Origin of the sequence: Pseudoduganella albidiflava, assembly GCF_004322755.1 — a bacterium.
Lineage (GTDB): Bacteria > Pseudomonadota > Gammaproteobacteria > Burkholderiales > Burkholderiaceae_D > Rugamonas > Rugamonas albidiflava.
In genome coordinates this window covers 2,762,681-2,784,333 of record NZ_CP036401.1, presented here as the reverse complement: position 1 = coordinate 2,784,333, position 21,653 = coordinate 2,762,681, and the positions used below count along the sequence as shown (strand labels likewise).

Annotated in this window: 13 protein-coding genes; 7 read left to right on the top strand and 6 right to left on the bottom strand. The window is 66.7% G+C overall.

All coding sequences use genetic code 11. From position 1 onward, the window contains the following. Positions 1-95 precede the first annotated feature (95 nt). Complete coding sequence (locus EYF70_RS11635) at positions 96-308, top strand: hypothetical protein (protein ID WP_131145553.1); 213 nt, start codon at positions 96-98, stop codon at positions 306-308. A 77-nt stretch (positions 309-385) separates the two neighbouring features. Here EYF70_RS11635 and galK read toward each other — a convergent pair whose 3' ends face one another. The 5 genes from galK to EYF70_RS11610 all read right to left on the bottom strand — a co-directional run bounded on the left by galK (position 386) and on the right by EYF70_RS11610 (position 10,097). Next, positions 386-1,549, bottom strand: coding sequence for a galactokinase (gene galK / locus EYF70_RS11630; RefSeq protein ID WP_131145552.1), 1,164 nt, complete (start codon positions 1,547-1,549; stop codon positions 386-388). 61 nt (positions 1,550-1,610) lie between these two features. After that, entirely contained in the window at positions 1,611-2,672 is a 1,062-nt protein-coding gene (locus EYF70_RS11625) for a UDP-glucose--hexose-1-phosphate uridylyltransferase (RefSeq protein WP_131145551.1), read from the bottom strand. A gap of 209 nt (positions 2,673-2,881) precedes the next feature. Next, on the bottom strand, positions 2,882-4,552 hold the full coding sequence (locus tag EYF70_RS11620; RefSeq protein ID WP_131145550.1) for a sodium:solute symporter family transporter: 1,671 nt from the start codon (positions 4,550-4,552) through the stop codon (positions 2,882-2,884). 408 nt (positions 4,553-4,960) lie between these two features. Continuing rightward, positions 4,961-6,154 (bottom strand): GGDEF domain-containing protein, encoded by a 1,194-nt coding sequence (locus EYF70_RS11615; RefSeq protein ID WP_131145549.1) that lies wholly within the window; start codon positions 6,152-6,154, stop codon positions 4,961-4,963. Positions 6,155-6,452: 298 nt separating this feature from the next. Further along, on the bottom strand, positions 6,453-10,097 hold the full coding sequence (locus tag EYF70_RS11610) for a TonB-dependent receptor (RefSeq protein WP_229420820.1): 3,645 nt from the start codon (positions 10,095-10,097) through the stop codon (positions 6,453-6,455). A 344-nt stretch (positions 10,098-10,441) separates the two neighbouring features. On the opposite strand from EYF70_RS11610, the gene EYF70_RS11605 reads away from it, so the two are divergent. Genes EYF70_RS11605 through EYF70_RS11595 form a run of 3 tightly spaced genes read left to right on the top strand, consistent with a single transcriptional unit; the run spans position 10,442 to position 15,930 of the window. Continuing rightward, positions 10,442-11,032 carry an RNA polymerase sigma factor gene (locus tag EYF70_RS11605; protein WP_131145548.1) on the top strand — a complete coding sequence of 197 codons (591 nt, stop codon included), beginning with the start codon at positions 10,442-10,444 and terminating at the stop codon, positions 11,030-11,032. Further along, a complete protein-coding gene (locus EYF70_RS11600; RefSeq protein ID WP_131145547.1) occupies positions 11,025-12,062 on the top strand; it encodes a FecR family protein in 1,038 nt (345 codons plus the stop codon). Before EYF70_RS11605 ends, EYF70_RS11600 begins: the two co-directional genes overlap by 8 nt. 25 nt (positions 12,063-12,087) lie before the next feature. Then, positions 12,088-15,930 (top strand): TonB-dependent receptor, encoded by a 3,843-nt coding sequence (locus EYF70_RS11595; protein ID WP_131145546.1) that lies wholly within the window; start codon positions 12,088-12,090, stop codon positions 15,928-15,930. Positions 15,931-15,987: 57 nt separating this feature from the next. Here EYF70_RS11595 and EYF70_RS11590 read toward each other — a convergent pair whose 3' ends face one another. After that, positions 15,988-16,377: a response regulator gene (locus tag EYF70_RS11590; RefSeq protein WP_229420819.1), complete on the bottom strand. Its 390-nt coding sequence runs from the start codon at positions 16,375-16,377 to the stop codon at positions 15,988-15,990. Positions 16,378-16,856: 479 nt separating this feature from the next. Between EYF70_RS11590 and EYF70_RS11585 the strand changes: the two genes are divergently transcribed. From EYF70_RS11585 to EYF70_RS11575, 3 genes are all read left to right on the top strand, one after another. Then, positions 16,857-19,880, top strand: coding sequence for a TonB-dependent receptor (locus EYF70_RS11585; protein WP_131145545.1), 3,024 nt, complete (start codon positions 16,857-16,859; stop codon positions 19,878-19,880). A 202-nt stretch (positions 19,881-20,082) separates the two neighbouring features. Beyond that, positions 20,083-21,060 carry an aldo/keto reductase gene (locus EYF70_RS11580; RefSeq protein WP_131145544.1) on the top strand — a complete coding sequence of 326 codons (978 nt, stop codon included), beginning with the start codon at positions 20,083-20,085 and terminating at the stop codon, positions 21,058-21,060. A gap of 79 nt (positions 21,061-21,139) precedes the next feature. Further along, a complete protein-coding gene (locus EYF70_RS11575) occupies positions 21,140-21,589 on the top strand; it encodes a Fur family transcriptional regulator (protein WP_131145543.1) in 450 nt (149 codons plus the stop codon). The last annotated feature ends 64 nt before the right edge of the window (positions 21,590-21,653 follow it).

The window sequence follows — 21,653 nt, the reverse complement described above, 5'->3', positions numbered from 1 at the left end:
GGCGGGCACCCCGCGGTGACCAACTAGTCGATTGCACTTGACTTTTGGTTAACATTAGCCGATGCTGCCTTGCACCATGACTGCCGGAGCATCGCATGCACCCACTCGACCGCCGAAACAATACGGACATGGCGCGCGAGATCGACCGCGCCATCTCCATCGAACACCAGGAAGGCACGCTGAAAGCGTGGTCCCACCTCATTCAGATCGGGATTTCGCCGAACGCGATCCGCCGCATCCTGGAACTCGATTCCGGTGCTCGCCGCCGTCGCCGCGCCGCGATTCCGCTGGAGGAAGCCGAAGCATAAGCACGTGTGCGGGTGCACAAAAAAAAAGCCGCGCGGACCGGGAGGCCCGCGCGGCTTTTCCTTGACTGCTACCCGGCTCAGGCGGAAATCACGCCCGCGCCCGGCGAAGCCTTGCACACATAGATGGTGGCGCCCTGCCCGTTCGGACCCGGGTACTGCTGCTCCACCGCGGCGCGCACCGGTGCGACTTGCGCTTCCGGCACCAGCGCCACCACGCAGCCGCCGAAGCCGCCACCGGTCATGCGCACGCCGCCCTGCCCGCCGATGACGTTCTTGACGATCTCGACCAGCTGGTCGATCAGCGGCACGGTGATCTCGAAATCATCGCGCATCGACGCATGCGACGCGGCCATCAGTTCGCCCATGCGCGCCAGGTCGCCCCGGCCCAGCGCATCGTTGGCTGCCAGCACGCGGGCATTCTCGGAAACGATGTGGCGCGCACGCTTGAGCGTGACGGCATCGAGTTCGCCGCCGCGCGCGTCGAGCATGGCCTGGTCCACGTCGCGCAGCGCCTTCACGCCGAAGTGGCTGGCCGCCGCCTCGCACTGCTTGCGGCGCGTGTTGTACTCGCTGTCCACCAGGCCGCGCTGCACGTTCGAGTTGAAGATCATGATGGCCGCGCCGGCCGGGATGGGCACCGGCGTGGTTTCCAGCGAACGGCAGTCGATCATCAGTGCATGGCCGGCCACGCCGGAAGCGGAAATGATCTGGTCCATGTTGCCGCACTTGGTGCCGACGAAATTGTTCTCGGCGCGCTGCGCGGTCAGCGCGATGTCGATCGGCGTGACCTTTTCAAAGCCCGGCAGCGTGGCGAACAGGCGGCCGATGGCCACCGTCAGCGACGCCGACGACGACAGGCCGGCACCTTGCGGCACGTCGCCCGACACCACCATGTCGAAGCCCTGCAGCGGCAGGCCCTGCTGGAGCATGTCGATGATCACGCCGCGCACGTAGTTGGCCCACATGGGTTCGTCGCGGCGCTCGATCGGCGCATCCAGCGAGAACTGGTCTTCGGCGCCCGCGTAGTCGGCCGCGACGATGTGCACGATGCGGTCGGCGCGGCGGCGCGCGGCGATCACGGTGCTGTAGTCGATCGCCGCCGGCAGCACGAAACCGTCGTTGTAATCGGTATGTTCGCCGATCAGGTTGACGCGGCCGGGGGCCTGCACCACCACTTCGGGTGCGGCACCGAACTTGTTCTCGAACGCGGTGCGGGTATGGTTAATCAGCGTATCGCTCATCAGGATCTCTTCTTGTTTGCGTGGCTATTTGGATGTTGTATTCGATGCTCGTCTTTGTCGCTTACGGGCGCTGGAGGTAGTGTACATCCGGCAGCGCGCGCAATTGCGCCGCCGCCTGCTCCGGTGTCAGGTCGCGCTGCGCCTCGGCCAGCATTTCATAGCCGACCATGAACTTGCGCACCGATGCGGAACGCAGCAGTGGCGGATAGAAGTGCGCGTGCAGCTGCCATGGCGCGGCGGTGTTCCCCTCATCGTCGCCCTGGCCGTCGACCGCGTACGGCGCGCCGTGCCAGCCCATCGAGTACGGGAACGAGGTCTGGAACAGGTTGTCGTACTTGATGGTCAGCTGCTTGATGGCCACGGCCAGGTCGGCGCGCTGTTCCTTCGTCAGGTCTTCCAGGCGCTTCACGGCGAAGCGCGGCAGCAGCAGCGTCTCGAACGGCCAGCTGGCCCAATACGGCACCACCGCCAGCCAATGTTCGGTACCGACCACGGTGCGTTCGCCCGCCGCCGCCTCGCGTTCGGCATAGTCGAGCAGCATCGGCCGGCCGTGTTCCCGGTGGTAGGCGCGCTGTTGCACGTCTTCCTTGGCCGGCGAGTTCGGGATGAAGCTGTTGGCCCAGACCTGGCCATGCGGGTGCGGATTGGAGCAGCCCATCGCCTGGCCCTTGTTCTCGAACACCTGCACCCACGGATACGTCTTGCCCAGCTCTTCAGCCTGCGCGCACCAGGTGTCCACCACCTGTTCCAGCCCCGGCAAGTCCATCTCCGGCAGCGACTTGCTGTGGTCCGGCGAGAAGCAGATCACGCGGCTGACGCCGCGCGCGCTGGTGTTCTGGAACAGCGGGTCGGTGCTGGCCGGCGCGTCCGGCGTATCGGCCATCAGCGCGGCGAAGTCGTTCTGGAAGACAAACGTTCCCTTGTAGTCGGGATTGACTTCGCCATTCACGCGCGTGTTGCCGGCGCACAGGTAGCAGTGCGGATCGTGGGCGGGCTTCGGGGTATTGTCGACCGCTTCCTGCTGCCCCTGCCAGGGGCGCTTGGCGCGGTGCGGCGAGACGAGCACCCACTCGCCGATGAGCGGGTTGAAACGACGGTGTGGATGGTCTGTGGGATTGAACATACGGCTCCTGTTTTTGTGGCTTGCTGTGAGACTGTATCGAGACTGTACCGATACCGGGCGGTTGCCGGCGCACCATGCGGCTCGCCGGCCTCGGCAGGCGAACGGGAGCGGGTGTGCAGGAAAACCGGGCGCGACCCAGCATGATAGCGCGTTGCGCGCAATCATGAAGCCGGGCCGCGTGAAGGGTGCGGGCTAACCCGCGGGGACGGTTACCACCATGCGCCGTAGACGGCGATGAGGATCGCGCAGATGATGGCCGAGCCGATCGCGAAGCTGCGTTCGACGCGGAACATGCCGGTGTCGACGATCATGCGCTTGGCTTCGCCCGAGACGGCCGAGGTCTTGCTGATCAGGACCATGCCGGCGACGACCACCCAGAACACGATGAACATGCGGTCCAGGAACGGGATCTCGTAGACGCCCGTGCCATTGTCGACGGCAAAGCCGATCGGTGCCAGGAACGACAGGTCCATCATGCCCGGCAGGAACTTCAGGATGATCGACAGCACCAGGCCGCCCACGGTGGCGAACATGGCCGCCGCATGGGTCGTCTTCTTCCAGAAGAAGCCCAGCAGGAACATGGCCAGGATGCCCGGCGACACGAAGCCCGTGTATTCCTGGATGAAGGCGAAGCCGCCCTTCTTGTCGATGCCGAGGAACGGCGCGATCAGCGCGGCGATGGCGATCGAGACCATGACCGTCAGGCGACCGACCCACACCTGCTTCTGCTCGCTGGCGGTCTTGTTGAAGTGCTGCTTGTAGATGTCCAGCGTGAAGATCGTCGCGATACTGTTGGCCTTGCCGGCCAGCGAGGCGACCACGGCGGCGGTCAGCGCGGCGAAGGCGATGCCCTTGATGCCGGTCGGCAGCATGGCCAGCAGGGTCGGGTAGGCACGGTCCGGGTTCAGTTCACCACCCACGCGCATCGAGTCGCCCAGCGCGCCGGACTTGTCCAGTGCGTAAGCGGCGATACCTGGCAGCACCACGATGACCGGCATCAGCAGCTTCAGGAAGGCGGCGAAGAGCAGGCCCTTGCGTGCCGTCTTCAGGTCCGCGCCCAGCGCGCGCTGCGTGATGTACTGGTTGCAGCCCCAGTAGTTCAGGTTGACGATCCACATGCCGCCGATCAGCGTCGTCAGGCCGGGCAAGTCCATGTAGTTCGGGTTGCCGCGGTCGAGCACCATGTCGAAGTGCTCGCCGGCCCGCACGAACAGTTCGCTGGCACCGGCGATCGAACCGCTCTTGCCGCCCAGCGTGGCCACCAGGTCCAGCGCGATCCAGGTGGTGACCAGGCCGCCCACGACCAGGCACAGCACCTGGATCACGTCGGTATAGCCGATCACCTTCATGCCGCCCAGCGTGATGATCGCGGCGAACACGGCCAGGAAGATCATGCAGGCGAACACATTGATGCCGGCCACGCTGGAGATCGCCAGCGCGCCCAGGTACAGGATCGACGTCAGGTTGACCACCACGTACAGGCCCAGCCAGAACAGCGCCATCGTCGTGGCCACGGCCTTGCCGTAGCGCTGCTCGAGGAACTGCGGCATCGTGTAGATGCGGTTCTTCAGGTACACCGGCATGAAGAACACCGCCACGATGATCAGCGTGGCCGCGGCCATCAGTTCATACACGGCGATCGCCATGCCGATCTTGAAGCCGGAACCGCTCATGCCGATGAACTGCTCGGCGGAGATGTTGGATGCGATCAGGGAGGCACCGATGGCCCACCAGGTCAGCGAGCCTTCGGCGAGAAAGTAGTCATGCGAAGCCTGGCCGGAAGTGCTCTTTTTTCGGCGGTAGATCCAGATGCCGTAGCCGGAGATGACGATGAAGTAAAACAGGAAGACAAGCGTGTCCAGGGTCGAAAATTGATTCATCGGAATATTTTTGAGTGTGTCTCTGGTAATGGGCGGTCTTGGATTTCCGCCCTGCTTCTACTTATTGGGACGCCGCTCCGGCCTACGCTCATGGCCGGCTCCAGCGCCTTTTTTCCCCAATGCGGCGACAGGATGCACCACGCAGCACCCCTGTCGGCGATCGCGACCGGAATCACTCAGCAGGTTGATTGCTGGACGGCTCAAATGGTCATTGTTGCGATAGCGCTAACTATACCATGGGCAATTACATAGCAGACACAAAAAATGTAGTCGAACACGCGCTTCCGGTGCGGACGAGCGTCCGGTAATGAAAAATTACTACGCCCGCTGTTGATTATGTGAACTGCAGGGTAAGGGAAAGGGAAAGGGAAACGCGGCGGCGCGCAGTGCGCGCGGCCGCGGAAAAGCTCAGGTACCGAAGCGCACCGGCTCCGGCGGGGGAAACAGGAAGGTGCCCAGCACGCCGTTGCGGCCACCGTGCTTGACGGCATACAGTTGCGCGTCCGCGGCCGAGATCAGCGCGTCGACCGATAGCGGCCACGCCGCCTGCATGCCGGGCACGCAGGCAACGCCGAAACTGGCCGTCGCGCTGACATCGACATCTTCGGCAATGCGGCATTCGGCGCTGGCGAAGGTGGCACGGATGCGTTCGGCCAGCGCCAGCGCCCCGGCCAGTTCCGTCTGGGGCAGCACGATCAGGAATTCCTCGCCGCCGTAGCGCACCACGCTGTCGACCGTCTCGCGCGTCATCGCTTGCAGCAGGCCGGCGAAACCGGCCAGCACCTGGTCGCCCGCCGCGTGGCCATGCGTATCGTTGATGCGCTTGAAATGATCGATGTCGCACAGGACCACCGACAGCGCGGAGCCATAGCGGCGCGCCCGCGCCAGTTCGGCGGCCAGCAGGCCCTGCTGGAGGACCCGGCGGTTATGGCAGCCGGTCAGTGGATCGCGGTCGGCCATCTGCCGCAGCAGCATCGTGGCGCAGAACTGCTCGCGCTGCGACAGGTGCAGGCGGCGCGCCGCCAGATAGCCGAGCACATTGGAGAGGATCAGCAGCAGGACCAGCGTCAGCACGTCGTCCGCCTTCAGGTAGCCCTGCACCACCTGCATCGCGCCGAACACGGCGCTGGAGCCGGCCCCGATCGCCACGGTGTAGCCCAGGCGGTTGGGGAAATTCACATAGACCGCCATCACGATCAGCGCCTGGGACATCACGTTCCATGGCAGCGTGCCGGGCTGGTACCAGCACACCACCATGAACACCGCCAGCGCCACCACCAGCAGCGCGCTGGAGGCGCCGGTCGAGGTGGCCACCGATTCCGGCCGCCGGCAAATGGCGAGGTAGCCGCCCAGGGCCACCAGCGCCACCGCCACGCGCAGCGCGATGAGGGCAAAGGCGATCCCGGTGGGGCCCAGCGTGGCGATATCGGTGGCGCCGAACACCACGTAGAATCCCGCCGCGCACAGCAGGCTGGTCTTCAGCTGGGCGTTGCGTTCCGGCAGACAATGCTGAAGGAAACGCGCTTCGCATGCCGGATCCGCGAATTCCGCGCGCCGGCGGTCGATGGTGAGTCGGGAGGTGGACAGGTCTTGGAGAGGCACAGGGTCGTTCCGGCAGCTGGCAGTTATAGGGGGCCGACCGCCCGCACCACGCGGCCGGCTACCTCCCGCGCTGGCGCGAGGGTGTCGCCAACCCGGCCATTCTACTCCAAACGGAAACTTTTATTGCCGCGTGGCATTTTTTATAGAAGGGTTCCTCACTTTGATGGCTCGCTGCCAACACTGCCATCCTCGCCCCGTCCCCGCCACGCACGGGAGCTTCGCCGGCGTGGCGCCCTGTCGGCACGGCCCGCATCGCCGTCATGCGCATCGCGCCCTCGCTGCATTACAGTCCACGGAATTACAGTCCACGGTACACCAGGCCCACCGTCACGCGGCGGCCCACATAGGCGTAGTTCTGCAGGTACGGCGTGCCGTCGCTGTAGCCGGTCGAGGCGATGCTGCGCGTTTCCGTCTGGTTCGACAGGTTGCGGCCTTCGACGAACAGTTCCAGTTCCGGGCGCAACTTGTAGGAGATGCGCGCGTCGATGAAGCGCGTCGCGTCGCGGATGTTGGCCGTGCCCGGATTCCATGGCAGCGCCGCCGGCGCGTTGACGTTGAACGCCGGGTACGAGTTCAGGTTCGTGCCCGTGGCGCCGCACGGCGCCGTGCAGCCGTAGTACGCGGCCACCGCCTGCACCGCCACGCGGGCGGCCAGCTTGCCGTCGTCGTACCACAGCGCCAGGTTGTACGAGTACTTCGGCTCGCCCGACTGCGGTTGTGCCTGGCCGGTCAGCGGGTCGATCATGGCCTGCTGCATGGTCGACTTCTGGCGCGTGTAGTTGGCGTCCAGGCCCGTATGGCGCAGGTACCAGGGCAGGAACGTGAACGCGCTGCGCGTCCCGAATTCGACGCCGGTGCGTGTCGCCGGCGGGCCGTTCGTGTACGTGGTGTAGTCGAACACGATGTCCGACAGCGGCTGGCCCGTCACCGGATTGACGCCGGAAGAGCCGGCGAACAGCGGCACGTCGAACACGCCGGTGGTCTTGTTCGGGCCGATGCGGCCTTCCTGGCGATAGCCAGCCACGCTGAACATGGTGTCGGCGTTCGGGTACCACTCCACCGACAGGTTCTGGTTGAAGTTGCTCTGCCCCTGCAGCGCCGGATTGCCCACCGTGTTGCAGCGCAGGTTGCCGTCGTCGCCCTCCACGTCGCCGGCATCGCGCTCGTCGTACGTGCAGGTGCCCGAGGCCAGCAGCCGCGAGACCGGCGGCAGCGCCGACGACTTCGCCGCGCTGTAGCGCGCCACCAGCTGGTTCGGGATCAGCCACAGGCCCACGTTGTAGCTGGGCAGGAAGACGTGGCTGGTGGCGTCGATCGCCGTGTTCTGCGTGACAGAGCTGGTGGCGATGCCGGCTTCCGCGTCCGGATTGGCCGGATCGAAGCGCGGTGTCTTCGTGATCACGCGGAAGGTCATGCTGCCGGTGCCCTGCACCTTCCGGTGCACGTAGCGGTAGCCGAAGTTGCCGTCCACTTCCCAGCCGAACGGCAGCGCGCGTCTGGTGAACGGGATCGTGTCGAAGCCGAAGTCGGTCATCAGGTAGAACGCCCTGGATTCCTCACGCACCTTCGCGATCGGCTGCTGGTACACCTGGCCATCGCTGCCGGCGCACTCCTTGGTGCAGTGGTAGTCATAGTTCGGCATCTTGAGGATGTCGATCACCTTCAGCACGTCGAGCTGGCTCCAGTTGTCCAGCGTGTTGCCGGGCCGGCCCGAGGCGCCGTTGAACAGCTTCGTGGCGGTCGCCGGGTCGGTCATCGCGGCGCCCAGCAGGTTCTGGAAATCCTGCATCGGCAATACCCAGGTGCCGGACAGCGACGGCGCGGTGCCCGGCGTGTAGCCGTACTTGCAGGCGTTGGCGGTGCCGACGGAACCCGGCGTATCGGTGCAGCCGCGGATCACGCCGCGCACTTCGGTGCTCGGCACCGTGATCGCCGGACTATAGTTCGGCTGGCCGGCCGTGCCCTGCGCCGTGCGCACCGTGTAGCCGCCGGCACCCCAGCTGTCGTTGCCGCTGCGGCGCAGGTTGAAGCCGGACTTCAAGTATTTGAAGACGGGGATCCTGTCCGACAGCGCGTACGACAGGTCCAGCTTGGCGGTCTGCTCGTCGGTCTCGCGGATCTGCGGGCTTTGCCACAGCAGCGTGCGGTCGCTGGTCACGTTCGGCATGGCCGGGTTGGTATTGACCACCGTGGCGCCGTAGTTGGCCGGATCGCCATTGTCCGGAATGCCGTTGGCGAAATCGTAGCCCCAGGTGCCGTTCGGGCCCACCGAGGCGGTGGCCGGGCCGGCATCGTTGAAGCTGACCGACCAGCGCGCGTTGGCGCGGCGGAAGTCCGAGCGCGATGCGCCGACCAGCAGTTCGGCCGTCAGCGCATCGCGCTTGAAGGTACCGCCGAACTGCAGGTACTTCGTGTTCACTTCCATCAGGTTGCGGATCTGGTCGGTACCTGCGCCACCGTTGTCGAGCGAGAAGCTGGTCAGGTGGTGGGTCGCGTCGACCACCGCGGTGGCCGGGTTGAAGTTCACGGCCGCGCCGCGCACCACGCCGGTGCCGCTCGCGCCCAGCCCGTAGGTGTAGGGCGACGTGTGGTAGCCGATGCCCGGCGCCGCCGTGCGCACGCCGTTCGCATCCACGTAGTTGCCGGTGCCGTTGACGCCCACCTGGCCCAGGTTGTAGGTCATGTAATGGTCGTCCACCGTGCGGCGGCTGTACGACCCCTTGGCGTACACGGTGAGATGCTCGTTGACCTTGAAGTCGGTACGCAGGTCGATGCCCTTGCGCACATCGACCTGGCGCTTGACGAAGTAGCGCAGCAGTTGCGGGCTGTAGTCGTTCCACTGGTTCAGGCACGTCAGCAGCTCGTTGCCGCGGTGATCGATCGCCTTGTTGATGTTGTCGGACGACAGGCCGGCCAGTGCGGCCGAGGTCTTCGTCAACTGCGGGAACGCATTGAAGCATTCGTCCTTGCTCTGCGCGGCGGCGGCGCGCCGCAGCAGGTCCTGCGGCGTCGCGCCGGAAAAGATCACGCGGCCGCCGGCGTCCTTCAGCGTGGTGGTCGGTTCCAGCGAAGCGGGGTTCGACATGTCCAGCGACCCGGGCTGGAACGTAAACGTCTTTTCCGGCGAATTGTCGATGTCCACGTAACGGCCATAGCCGTTCTGGCCGCTGCCCGAGGTCTGCGTCTGGTGCGCCTCGTTGTCCAGCTTCTGGTAGTTGGCGTTCACCACCACGCCCAGCCGGCCGCCGCCGAACTGGCGCGCGCCCGTGAAGGACACGTCCGGCGTCCACTTCTCGTTCAGGCTGTGCTGCGTGCCCGAGGCGCGCACCGACACAAAGGGCTTCCTGAAATCGAGGCCGGTGCGGGTCTGGATGCGGATGCCGCCGCCCAGCGACCCTTCCACCATGTCCGCCGTCTGGCCCTTGATCACGTCGACGCTCTTGATCAGGTCCGCCGACAGCGAACGGAATTCCACGCCGCGGCCATCGCCACCGCCGTTCAGGTCCGAGCCGCCGGCCGACTGCACCGACATGCCATCGAGTTCCACCCGCGTCAGGCTGGCACCGTTGCCGCGCACCGACAGGCTGACGCCCTCGCCGTACTCGCCGCGGTCGATCGCCACGCCGGCCATCCGAGAGATGGCTTCGCCGATGTTCCGGTCGGGCAGCGAACCGACGTCTTCGGCGACGATCGAATCCATCGCGGTGGCGGCGTTTTTCTTGCGGTCGATCGACGACTGCTGCGAACGGCGCGTGGAGACGACGACTTTCTGCACGTCGCCGGGATCAGCCAGCCGACCGGAAGTGTCATCGGATGCCGTGCTGGCCGGCGCGGGCGCTGCAACCTGCTGGGCCAGCGCGTGGCCGGCCATCAGCGAAGCCAGGGCCAGCGATACCGCGCGGGCGGCGATCGTGGGCTGGGGGAAGGCGCGTGTGCGTGTCATCTGTCGGTCTCCGGTAGGTGTGGTGATGGCAGCCGTGGCACTGCCTTGTCCGATAGACGAGTCCTGCAAAAACCTTCCGCCGCTTTTGCGCAAACAATCACGCAAGGTGATCGTTTCGCCCACCGGCGGCGAAATAGTCATGTTTTCGCTCGATGGCTGCTTGAGCCGTGCCCCTGAACCGTGTATACATGCACACACTATTGATATGCCGCAGCCACCGGCAGCACGGACCAGCGGCAACGAGACTGACCTCGCGGACGGAGGAGACCCATGGAACAGAGCATCGCTGCACACAGAAACGGCGGAATCGCGCGCGCCGTTCGTCATCACAGTGGGAGGCCCGCATGATCGCGCCGCTGGATCCCGCCATCGTCGCCTGGGTCAGCGCCAACGTAATTCCCTATGAAGCGGAGTTGCGGCAGCGGCTGCGGCGGCTGTGCGGCAGCGACGCGGAGGTGGACGACCTGGTGCAGGACGTGTACTTCCGCATCCTGAAGATGGAAAGCGTGCAGCACGTTCTGGAACCGAAGGCGTTCCTGATGCAGGTCGCCAAGAACATCCTGGTGGACAGGTTTCGCCGCGAAGCCATCGTCCACATCGAGGCGGTGGCCAGCCTGGAAGCGCTGGACGTGGCCGATCCCGGACCGTCGCCGGAGCGCGTGGCGATGGCCCGGGCCGAACTGAAATGGGTGCTGGGCCTGGTGGCCAACCTGCCGGAGCGCTGTCGCCGCGTGTTCAGCGCGCGCAAGATCGACGGTCTGTCGCAGCAGGAAACGGCGCAGCGCCTGGCGATCTCGGAGAACGTGGTGGAAAAGGAAATGATGCGTGGATTGAAGCTGGTGGCCGAGATGGTGGCGCGTGTCGGCGTCGAGGGTGGCGCCGCTGCCGGCCAGGCGGAACTGGCGCGCCGCGCCCCGCGAAAGCACAATGTCTAGCACCGACGACGACGCGCTGGCATGGGTGGCCCGTGAAGCGGCGGGCTCGCTGGACGCCGACGCGCAGGCCGCATTCGAAGCCTGGTACCTGGCCAGTCCCAGGCACCAGGGCGCCTACCTGCGCGCCCGGGCCATCGCTCACTCGGTGGACGGGATCACCGTGCAGGCCAGCCTGAAGCCGGCCGCGCGGCACGCCGGGAACGAACCGCCCCTGGATGACTTGCCGTGTACGGATGCACACGCTGCCACCGCGGCGAACCACGTCCTCGCAGCCATGGAAGCGGCGCCGCCGGCGCGTGGCCGCCGCGCCTTCGTGCTCGGTGGCGCGCTGGCCGCCGGCATCGCCGCGCTGGCGGTCACGTCGCTGGCACCGGATCTGCTGGGCCCCGTCACCTATGAAACGGCGCGCGGCGAGTTTCGCAAGGTGCAGCTGGCCGACCGGTCGACGGTCAGCATCAACAGCGCCAGCCTGGTGGAGGTGCGGCTGACCGATGCCCAGCGCCGTGTCGCGCTGACACAAGGCGAGGCGTGGTTCGAGGTGGCGAAGGACAGGGCCCGGCCGTTCGTCGTGGAAGCCGGCGACCTGCGGGTGCGCGCCGTCGGCACCGCGTTCTCGGTGCGGCGCCACGCGCAGGGCGCCGAGGTGCTGGTGACCGAAGGCGTGGTCGAGGTATGGGCGAACGGCGGCACGGCACCGCGCCGCCGGGTCGGGGCGGGCGGCCTGGTACTGGTATCCGGCGACGGCAGCGGCCCCCGCGTCGACACCGACCCCGCCGAGGTGGCGCGCCGGCTGGCGTGGCGCGAGGGCAAAGTGGTGTTCCAGAACCAGCCGCTGGACGATGCCGTGGCCGAATTCAACCGCTACAACACGCGGCAGATCGTGGTGGCCGATCCGGCCCTGCGGCGCAAGCCGCTGGTGGGCCATTACCGGATCGACCAGCCGGAGGAATTCGCCAACGACGTGCACGCGCTGCTGAACGTGCCTGTCGCCATCCGCGCCGACACCATCCAGATCGGCACGGCGCGCTGAGGCGCCGCCCTATGCGCCATCGCCGATGAGGTTCCGCAGCCTGATGTTCGCGGCGGTGGCGGCCATTGCGCTGCCCTGCCCCGCCCTGGCCGCCGCCGTGACGGTGGCGCTGCCGGCCGGCCCGGCCGCCCTGACGATGCCTGAATTCGCCCGCCAGGCCAACCTGCGCCTGCTGGCCAGCGGCGACGACCTGGCCGGCGTGCGCACCCGGGCCGTGCACGGCGCCTTCACGCCGCGGCAGGCGCTCGACCGGCTGCTGGCCGGCACCGGCTTGCTGGCCACGCTCGCCACGAACGGCACGGTCCTGGTCCGGCGCGCGCCGGTGCCGCCTGTGTCCTCCGTGCCGCCGGAACCGCCACCGCCTGCGCCGCCGGCAGCGCCGCCAGCCAGGGTCACGATCGTCGGCACCCGGGCCGCCGAGCGGGACTCGATCTCGCACAAGAAGCATGCCGCCACGGCGGTGGACGTGATCAGGGCCGACGAGCTGGGAGCCTTCCCCGACCGGAACGTGGCCGAGGCGATTTCACGGGTGGCGGGCGTCACGCTGGACCGGGGCGAATACGGCGAAGGCACCACGATCAACGTGCGCGCCAACACGGCCGAGCTGGTGCGGGTGGAGATCGATGGCCTCGGCGTCCAGGCGGCCGGCGGCACGGACTTGAACAACGGCGGCTCGGGGCGCGGTGTCGACCTGCGCGAGCTGTCGACCGACCTGATCAAGAGCATCGAGGTGGTCAAGGGCGCCACCGTCGACATGACCGAAGGCTCGCTGGGCGGCGGCGTGCTGATCCGCACACGCTCCGGCCTGGATTTCAAGCAGCGCCACGTGGCGCTGCGCGCCGCCGCGCAACGTAATTCGATCAACGGCCGCACCACGCCGAACCTGAACTTCCTCTTCGCCGACCGTCTACTGGACGGTCGCGTGGGCGTGGTGCTGAGCCTCACCCGCGCCGCCGCGCACAACGAAAACCACACGGCGCTGTACTCCGCCTACAACCTCGGCGCGGTCCGGCAACTGGATTTCGACGGCTCGCCGGACAAGACGTTTTCCTTCAATCCCGCCACCGTCAACCTCGCCGATCCAGCCGCCACGGCGCCGATGGCACGCTGGGACCGCACCGGCGGCGGCACGTTCGACGCGCTGAGCCCTCTCCAGATCGTCCAGCGCTCGGCGGACGCGCAAAGCAAGACCGACTGCCATGGCGCGTTCCCGCAGTACACGGCGGCCGAACTGGATGCGATCGCCGGCCGGGCCAACCGGGCCACCGCGCAAAGCCACCGCGCCAACGAACTCCTGAGCTGCCTGAACCAGTGGAACGACTACACGCCGCAACAGGTGCGCTACCTGGTGCGCCGCGAGTACGACGAGCGGCTGTACGGCGACCTGCGACTCGACTTCAAGGTGAGCGACAGGCTGTCGCTGTACGCCAAGTTCAACCGCAACACGCGCAAGATCGACGACGAGCAGTCCTTTTTCTCGCTGGGGAACATCAACGTCAATCCGGCCGGCCGCTACGTCGACACCGGTGCGGCGCCGGCCATCGCGCGCACCCCGGCGCCCGGCGCGAACACGTATTACTATCCCTCGCCCGTCAACCTGGGCGGCGGTACCGGCACATGGCGCGGCCTGACGGATGGCTCGGTGGCCAATGTGGTGCCCGGCTCGGTGGTGGTCGATGCCAGCCACCACCTGCTGCGGTATACGCTCGCCGACGCCTCCGCCAACGTGGACCAGATCTACGACCGGATCGAAAGCTCGTCGCAGTATGCGCAGGCCGGCGGCACCTGGCGCTCCGGCCCGTGGCGCGCCGAGTTCCTGTACGGGCACGCCCGCTCCGATGCCTGGCGCATGCAGTGGCGCACCAACTTCGGCTATACCTACGGGACGGCGACCCTGTCGGTGGCGCCGAACGGCATGTGGACGCACGCGCTGCCGCCCGGCGTGGCGTACGACCAGGCGAACGTCGCCAACTACGGCACGCTGAACGCCCCGGCCGATGCGGCGGCGCCGCGCACCTCGGCCGCCACCCAGCTGACGATGGCCAACCCGAGGATCATGGAACGGCGCGAGGACACGGCGCGGCTCGACGTGGCCCATGCGTCCGCCGGCCGGATTCCCTTCGTCGGCCGTCTCAGGTTCGGCCTGCAGGGGCGCGACTACCGCACCGTGAACTGGTCCGGCGCCGGCTACACGGTGCGGCCGGCCAGTGCGGGTACGCCCGCCGTCGTGGTGCCGTGGGCACAGGTACGCGGCAGCTTCCAGGCGTGCGAGAACACGCCGGGATCGCTGGCTCCGGGCGGCCGGCCGTGCCAGTACGGCACCGGCTACGGCAGCGACCCGGCCACGGCGTTCTCCGGTTCGATCGTCATGACGCAGGCGCAATACCGGGACATCGTGGCGCAGGCGCTGACAAAGAATGCGATCCGCTATCTCCACAGCGCGCGCGGCGTCCCGGACGGCATGGTGGCCGGATGGACGGAAGTCGACGTCCGCAAGGTGATCGCGCTGACCGGGGTGCGGCATTTCAACCTGGACTGCGTGAAGACGTGCCGGGGCACCGATGGCCAGCTGTACGAGCAGCCGAAGAGCGCCGTCGACGAACGCGTGCTGGCCGGCTACCTGAGCGGCGATTTCACCGTCGACCGGTGGCCGCTCACGGCGCGGGCCCTGCCGTTCGGCTCTTCCATCGAGGGCAATTTCGGCTGGCGCGTGGTGCGCACCGACGTCGCCGGCACCGGCCTGATGACGCTCCAGTCGGTGACGAAGACGGCGGCCTACGATCCGGACGACAGCGATGCCGCCGCCGGCATCGCGCGGCAGTCCGTGGCCCGCAACACGACGCTGCGCAGCGGCGGCACCGACGTGATGCCGGTCCTGAACCTGGCCTGGTGGACGGCCGGGAACCGCCTGGCCGTGCGCTACCACCGCGCCAAGGCGATCGCCCGGCCGCCGGTGCAGTACCTGTACAGCAACAACGTCACCTGTACCTACGACGAACGCCGGCTCGACGGTACGGCCGCAGGCGCACAGACCAGTGGACCGGAGCAGGACATGTCGTGCGACGGCACGCTGGGCAACCCGGGATTGCACGCCCTGAGCAGCCGCAACCAGAACCTGTCGCTCGAGTGGTACCCGAACCGGGACACGATGCTGTCGCTGGCCGGCTTTCGCCAGCGCGGCCTGAGCGGCGCCCCGATGCGGGTGGCCGTCTACGCGGCGCAACCGTTCGCCGGCGCGGGCATCGCCGACCCGGCCACCGGCGCCGACCTGTCGGCCCTGCGCTATGCGTACGCCACCTATGTCAACGGCCCGTCGACGGCGCGCAACGGCATCGAGGCAAGCGGCAAGAGCGCATTCACCTTCCTGCCGTCGATCCTGCGCCATACGGGACTGGATGCGAACTACACGCGCATGCGCTCGAAGGTGCTGGGCGCACCGATCCGCGACCTGCTGACCGGCGCGACGCTGGGGCCGCAGCGCGAGCTGCGCTACACGTGGAATGCCTCGCTGTGGTACGACGACGGCAGGCTGCAGGCGCGCGTGGCGGTGCAGAGCGCCGCCGGGTCATTCCGCGAATTGCCGGCCGGCGCGAACCACTACCCGGCCGTCGGCGTCGAAAGCGCACCGGCGCTGCCGTTCAACCCGGCGTCGCCGACTTTCAACAGCGCCACGCGCTTCGTCGATGCCCGCATCGCCTGGCGCCTGTCGCGCCATGTCGAACTGTTCGCGGAAGGCCGCAACATCGGCCGCGCCGCCGAATCGACCTCGCACGGGCCCTATGCGCCGTATGCGGATGGCCGCCCGAACCTGCTCGACTACGCCTACTCGGGCGCGCAATACCTGTTCGGGATCGTCATCCGGAATTGATGCTCGCGATCGGGGCAGATCCGGTTCGGCACCGTATCGGCCACCACGAGACCGGTGTCAGCCGGCTTCCAGCGCCCCGAGCAGTGCCGGCAGCGGCGCCGGCTTGGTGAGGTGCAGGTTGAAGCCGCAGGCGGCGGTGCGGGCGCGCGCCTCGGCATCGCCCCAGGCGGTCAGCGCGATGATGCGCAAGCCGTTCAAGTCCGGCATGGCGCGCAGCAGTTGCGCGACCTGGTAGCCATCCATCTCCGGCATGCCGATATCGAGCAGCACGACATGGGGCTGGAAGCCAAGCACCGTGCGCAGTGCGCTCGGGCCACTGAACTCCACCGCCACTTCGTATCCGCACAGCCGCACGAGTTCCGCCAGCAACTCCGCGGCATCGGAGTTGTCGTCCACTATCAGGATGCGCCGCGTGGCAGCGCCCTTGTCCCCGTCATTGCCCATCATGCTGCCCGATCCGTTCCCGCACTCATACCAGGACATTACTCCTTATCGCGCGGAAACTTGTAGGACGGAATCCCGGCTTCCTGTCGGAAATGGACCTGCTGCAACTTAATGCATCCCGAAAAACTTCGTGATATATCAGTCAACCGTCGTACCGCGCAGGCGCAGCAGCAGCCAGGCCGCGCATCCCGATGCGCCCAGCGTCGGCGCGCGTCCCCGCGCGAAGGGGTCCAGACTGGATGTTTGCGCAACCAATTTATGTTAGATCACCAATAGTTGCGCTTGGCAAGCGCTTGTTCAGTGAACTGACTGAACAACAACGCCTTGCAAGTCGGCATTGCTAGGGCTGGCGAGTTCGTCTAAATTCGCTCCTGGATGGGTGAAAACGGTTTCAACACGAAAGCCGCCCCCTCACCCACCGGTGTGCCAGGCTCCAGCAGAGGGCCGACACGCGGGTCAACTATAAAAACACAGGAGACAAAGTGAGAAACCTTCAAAAGACGGCGATCGCCGTGGCCGTCGCTCAACTCGCCATCTGGTCGCACGGGGCCGTCCTGGCCCAGGAAGTTAGCGCTAACGAAACCCAGTCCGCCGGTGCCAACAGTGCCGTCGTCGTTGTCAGCGGCCAGCGCGCCGCCCTGCAATCGGCGCAGAAACTGAAACAGGATGCCGACGAGGTGGTCGACTCGATCGTGGCCGAGGACATCGGCAAGTTGCCTGACCGTTCGGTGACCGAAATCCTCAGCCGCGTGGTCGGCGTGACGATGGACCGCAGCATGTCCAACGACCCGCAGCACTACGCCGTCGAAGGTTCCGGCATCGCCATCCGCGGCCTGACCTACGTGCGCTCCGAACTGAACGGCCGCGAGTCGTTCTCGGCCAACGGCGGCCGCTCGCTCAGCTTCACCGACGTGCCGCCGGAACTGATGGCCGGCGTCGACGTCTACAAGAACCCGTCCGCCGAGCAGACCGAGGGCGGCGTGTCCGGCCTGGTCAACCTGCGCACGGCGATGCCGTTCGACTTCAAGGGATTCAAGGGCGCGATTTCCGGTTCGTACACCTACTCCGACCTGCGCAAGGGCCAGGCGCAGCCGACCGGTTCTCTGCTGCTGTCGGACCGCTGGAATACCCGCTTCGGCGAATTCGGCGCGCTGATCGACCTGGCTTCGTCGATCAGCCATACCCGCACCGATGAAATGTTCATCGAAGCCTACTACCCGAACCTCAACGTGGAGCCGGGCAGCACGCGGTGGATTCCGCGCGGCGCGCAGTGGCGCTCGATGAACTGGGAACGCGACCGCAAGGGCCAGTACGCCGCCTTCCAGTGGCGGCCGAACCGCGACATCACCGCGGCGCTGACCTACTTCCAGTCGAAGTACAAGGAAGGCTGGTCCGAAGTGGCGCTGCTGTCGCAGGAAACCGGCGACCGGCCGTACGGCATGCAGGTGGAGAACGGCGTGTTCGACAAGAACGGCGCCTTCATCTCCGGCGTGATCTCGAACCCGGCCAACGGCGGCATCAACCTGAACACGGACCGCCGCGTGTCCGACCGCCGCTCCGCGACGCGCGACCTGGCGCTGAACCTGAAATGGCGCATTTCGCCGGCATGGAGCGCGACGACCGATTTCCAGGTGGTGCGCGCCAGCACGGAGGCGCTCGATTCCGACGTGGCCACCGGTATCCGGATGCAGAAGGAAACGCTGGACCTGTCCGGCGACCTGCCGAAGATCACGTTCGACGCGGACGACGTCGCATACCTGTCGGACCCGAAGAACTACTACTGGGCCTACACGATGGAGCACAAGGACCGCTCCAAGGCCGAGAGCAAGGCGTGGAAGACGGACTTCAAGTACGAATTCGACCATCCGGTGCTGCGCGACCTGCGCTTCGGCGCGCGGCTGCAGAACCGCAACTCGCGCAACCAGAACACCAATCCGAGCTACAACTGGCAGGCCATCAGCCAGCCGTGGATGCTGGGCTGGCAGGTCGATCGCCTGGCCACGCTGGATGACCCGAAGTTCGCCGGCGGCGCCACGCTGCGCACGCTGGACAACTTCTTCGGCGGCGACGTGAACGTGCCGGCGATCATGTTCCCGGACGACGCGGTAGCCCGCGGCTATCCGGACAGCTATGCCAAGCTGCACACTTACCACGACATCCTGTGCGCCGAGAAGGGCACCACCTGCACGCCGTGGCCGGCCGCGACCTTCGACAACGATCCTGCCGGTACCAACTTCCAGGAAGAAAAGACCCGCGCGTTCTATACGCAGCTGCGCTTCGGCTGGGACAACCTGAAGTATCCGGTCGACGGCAATATCGGCGTGCGCTACGTGAAGACCAAGTCGACCGCCTTCGGCTACACGACGTACAACCCGACGATCCCGACGTTCGAGGATGCCAGCCAGGTGATCGACCGCAGCAAGATCGTCATCATCGAACCGTTCGCCACGCGCCGCGACTACGAGAACGAGTACCACAACTGGCTGCCCAGCCTGAACCTGCGCCTGAAGTACAACGACCAGCTGCAATTCCGCGCGGCGATCGCCCGCTCGATGTCGCGGCCGGACTTCTCGCAGATGAAGGCCTACACGCCGCTGTCGCAAACGATCACCACCGTCACCGATACGGCCAACAATATCGTGACCGTCACCAATACGTCGCTGACCGGCACCGGCGAAGGCAACCCGAACCTGCGCCCCACCACCGGCACCTCGGTCGACGTGACGGCCGAATGGTACTTCGCCAAGGCGGGCTCGCTGACACTCGCGCTGTTCAACAAGGACCTGAAGAACATCATCGTCAACCAGATGTACAACTACGAAGTGCAGGACGTGGGCGGCAACGTCCAGCGCTTCGCCGTCACGGGCCCGGTCAACGGCGCGCACGGCTATGCGCGCGGCTTCGAACTGGCCTACCAGCAGTACTACGACTGGCTGCCGGGCTACCTGAAGGGCCTGGGCGTGCAGGCCAGCCTCACGTACGTGGACAGCAGCCGCAAGCTGGACAACCCGGTGTTCTCCGAGTACTGCTCGGGCAATGCCGATGCGAACAACCTGAACCTGTACATCAACGGCTGCGATACCGATGGCCGCACCTTCGGCAACATGCCGCTGCAGGGCCTGTCGAAGCACACGATCAACCTGGCGCTGATGTACGAGCGTGGCCCGATCTCGGCACGGGTGGCCTACAACTGGCGCTCGCGTTACCTGGCCGGGGTAAACCAGTGGGGCACGCGCGACACCAACGGCACGGACAGCAATCCGGCCAGCCCGACGTACGGCCAGCACAACGTGGCGTGGGGCCTGCCGCTGTGGCAGGAACACTATGGCCAGGTGGATGCCTCGGTGTTCTACAACGTGACCGAGAAATTCCGCATCGGCCTGGAAGCGCAGAACCTCAACGACGCCACCTCGAAGCAGACCATGCAGCAGCATGCCGGCACGTTCGGCCACGCGTGGTTCGTGACCGGCCCGCGGTACACGATCCAGGCGAACTACTCTTTCTGATGTAGCCGCGCAACCGGCGGCCGACAGCTTTTTGGCGAAGCTGCCAGCCGCCGCGCACCGGTCTCGGACATTATTTCCGGATGCATCTCCCGGAAATAGTGTCCGACACCGGTTTTTTTACGCGAACAGTTGAATCATGCGACAAGCAAGGCCAGTTTCACTATCATGTGCCGCGGCTTTTTATAACGACCAAGGAAGAGAAATGCAAACACGACAATTCGCCGGCTTCACCATCCCCGAAATCGGCCTGGGCTGCTGGCAGCTGGGCGGCGGCTGGCGCGACGACTGGGACGACACCATCGCCCAGCAGACCCTGTCGGCCGCCCATGATGCCGGCGTGCGCTTCATCGACACGGCCGACGTCTACGGCGACGGCGCCAGCGAACGTTCGATCGGCAAATTCCTCGCGGCCCGCAAGGATCCATCGCTGGTGGTTGCCACGAAACTGGGCCGCGCCGGCATCTACCCGGATGGCTACACCCGCGAATCGCTGCGCGACGCCACGCTGCGCTCGATCGAGCGGCTCGGCGTGGAAGCGCTGGACCTGACGCAGCTGCACTGCGTGCCCACCGACGTGCTGCGCCAGGGCCACGTCTTCGAATGGCTGCGCGAACTGCAGCAGGAAGGCCTGATCCGCCGCTGGGGCGCCAGCGTGGAATCGGTCGAAGAAGGCCTGATCTGCCTGGACCAGCCGGGCCTGGCGTCGCTGCAGGTGATCTTCAACATCTTCCGGCAAAAGCCGGCCGGGGAACTGCTGCCACGCGCGCATGCGCAAGGGGTCGGCATCATCGTGCGCCTGCCGCTGGCCAGTGGCCTGCTGGGCGGGAAGATCACCCGCGAGACCGTGTTCCGCCAGGACGACCACCGCCACTTCAACCGCGATGGCCAGCATTTCAACGTGGGCGAAACCTTCGCCGGCCTGGAACTGGAGCGCGGCATCACCGCCGCCGAGCAGGTGGCCGCGCTGGTCCCACCGGGGCTGACGATGGCGCAAGTGGCCTTGCGCTGGATTCTCGATCACGAAGCCGTGTCCGTGGTGATCCCCGGCGCCAGCTCGCCGTCGCAGGTGGTGGCGAACGTCACCGCCGCCGACGCCGCCCCGCTGCCGGCCTCGCTGCACGCCGCGCTGGCCCAGGTCTACGTGCAGCACGTGCGCGACCACATCCGCGGCCCGTACTGATCGCGGCACCGCTTCGCGGCCTTGCGTGCCGCGAAGCCGGCGATATGGGATAATGGCGCTTTACCCGATACGCATCGCCATGGAACGCTCAACCCGCCAGCGCACCGCGATTCGCGCGGCGATCGAAGCCGCCGCGCGCCCGCTCAGCCCCCACGAAATCCACGATGCCGTCCGCGTGACGGTGCCGGAGATCGGCATCGCGACCATCTATCGCAACCTGAAGCTGCTGCTGGGCGAAGGCGAGATCCAGGCCGTCACGCTGCCGGGCGAGAATCCGCGCTATGAAACCTCGCACCTGGCGCACCATCACCACCACCACTTCCACTGCGTGCCGTGCGACCGCGTGTTCGAAGTCGAAGGTTGCCCCGGCCGGATGGACGACCTGGCACCGGCCGGCTTCGTCATCGACCGCCACGAGCTGACCCTGTATGGCGAATGCGCCGAATGCGCCGCCAAGCGCAAGGGCAAGGCGGCCCCGGAACCGGCCACCGTTGCCACCAAGCGGCCGGCACGCGCCCACAAGCACTGACTCACCACCGTTTCGCTGCTGCGATCGTGTAGCCTGGCAACGTTCAGGCCGCGTGCGCATGCCT

Bases quoted from the DNA above. Each gene is read 5' to 3' on its own strand.
- EYF70_RS11635 (WP_131145553.1), top strand. From the start codon at position 96: ATGCACCCACTCGACCGCCGAAACAATACGGACATGGCGCGCGAGATC.
- EYF70_RS11605 (WP_131145548.1), top strand. From the start codon at position 10,442: ATGATCGCGCCGCTGGATCCCGCCATCGTCGCCTGGGTCAGCGCCAAC.
- EYF70_RS11580 (WP_131145544.1), top strand. From the start codon at position 20,083: ATGCAAACACGACAATTCGCCGGCTTCACCATCCCCGAAATCGGCCTG.
- EYF70_RS11610 (WP_229420820.1), bottom strand. From the start codon at position 10,097: ATGACACGCACACGCGCCTTCCCCCAGCCCACGATCGCCGCCCGCGCG.
- galK (WP_131145552.1), bottom strand. From the start codon at position 1,549: ATGAGCGATACGCTGATTAACCATACCCGCACCGCGTTCGAGAACAAG.
- EYF70_RS11575 (WP_131145543.1), top strand. From the start codon at position 21,140: ATGGAACGCTCAACCCGCCAGCGCACCGCGATTCGCGCGGCGATCGAA.
- EYF70_RS11590 (WP_229420819.1), bottom strand. From the start codon at position 16,377: ATGATGGGCAATGACGGGGACAAGGGCGCTGCCACGCGGCGCATCCTG.
- EYF70_RS11600 (WP_131145547.1), top strand. From the start codon at position 11,025: ATGTCTAGCACCGACGACGACGCGCTGGCATGGGTGGCCCGTGAAGCG.
- EYF70_RS11625 (WP_131145551.1), bottom strand. From the start codon at position 2,672: ATGTTCAATCCCACAGACCATCCACACCGTCGTTTCAACCCGCTCATC.
- EYF70_RS11620 (WP_131145550.1), bottom strand. From the start codon at position 4,552: ATGAATCAATTTTCGACCCTGGACACGCTTGTCTTCCTGTTTTACTTC.
- EYF70_RS11595 (WP_131145546.1), top strand. From the start codon at position 12,088: ATGAGGTTCCGCAGCCTGATGTTCGCGGCGGTGGCGGCCATTGCGCTG.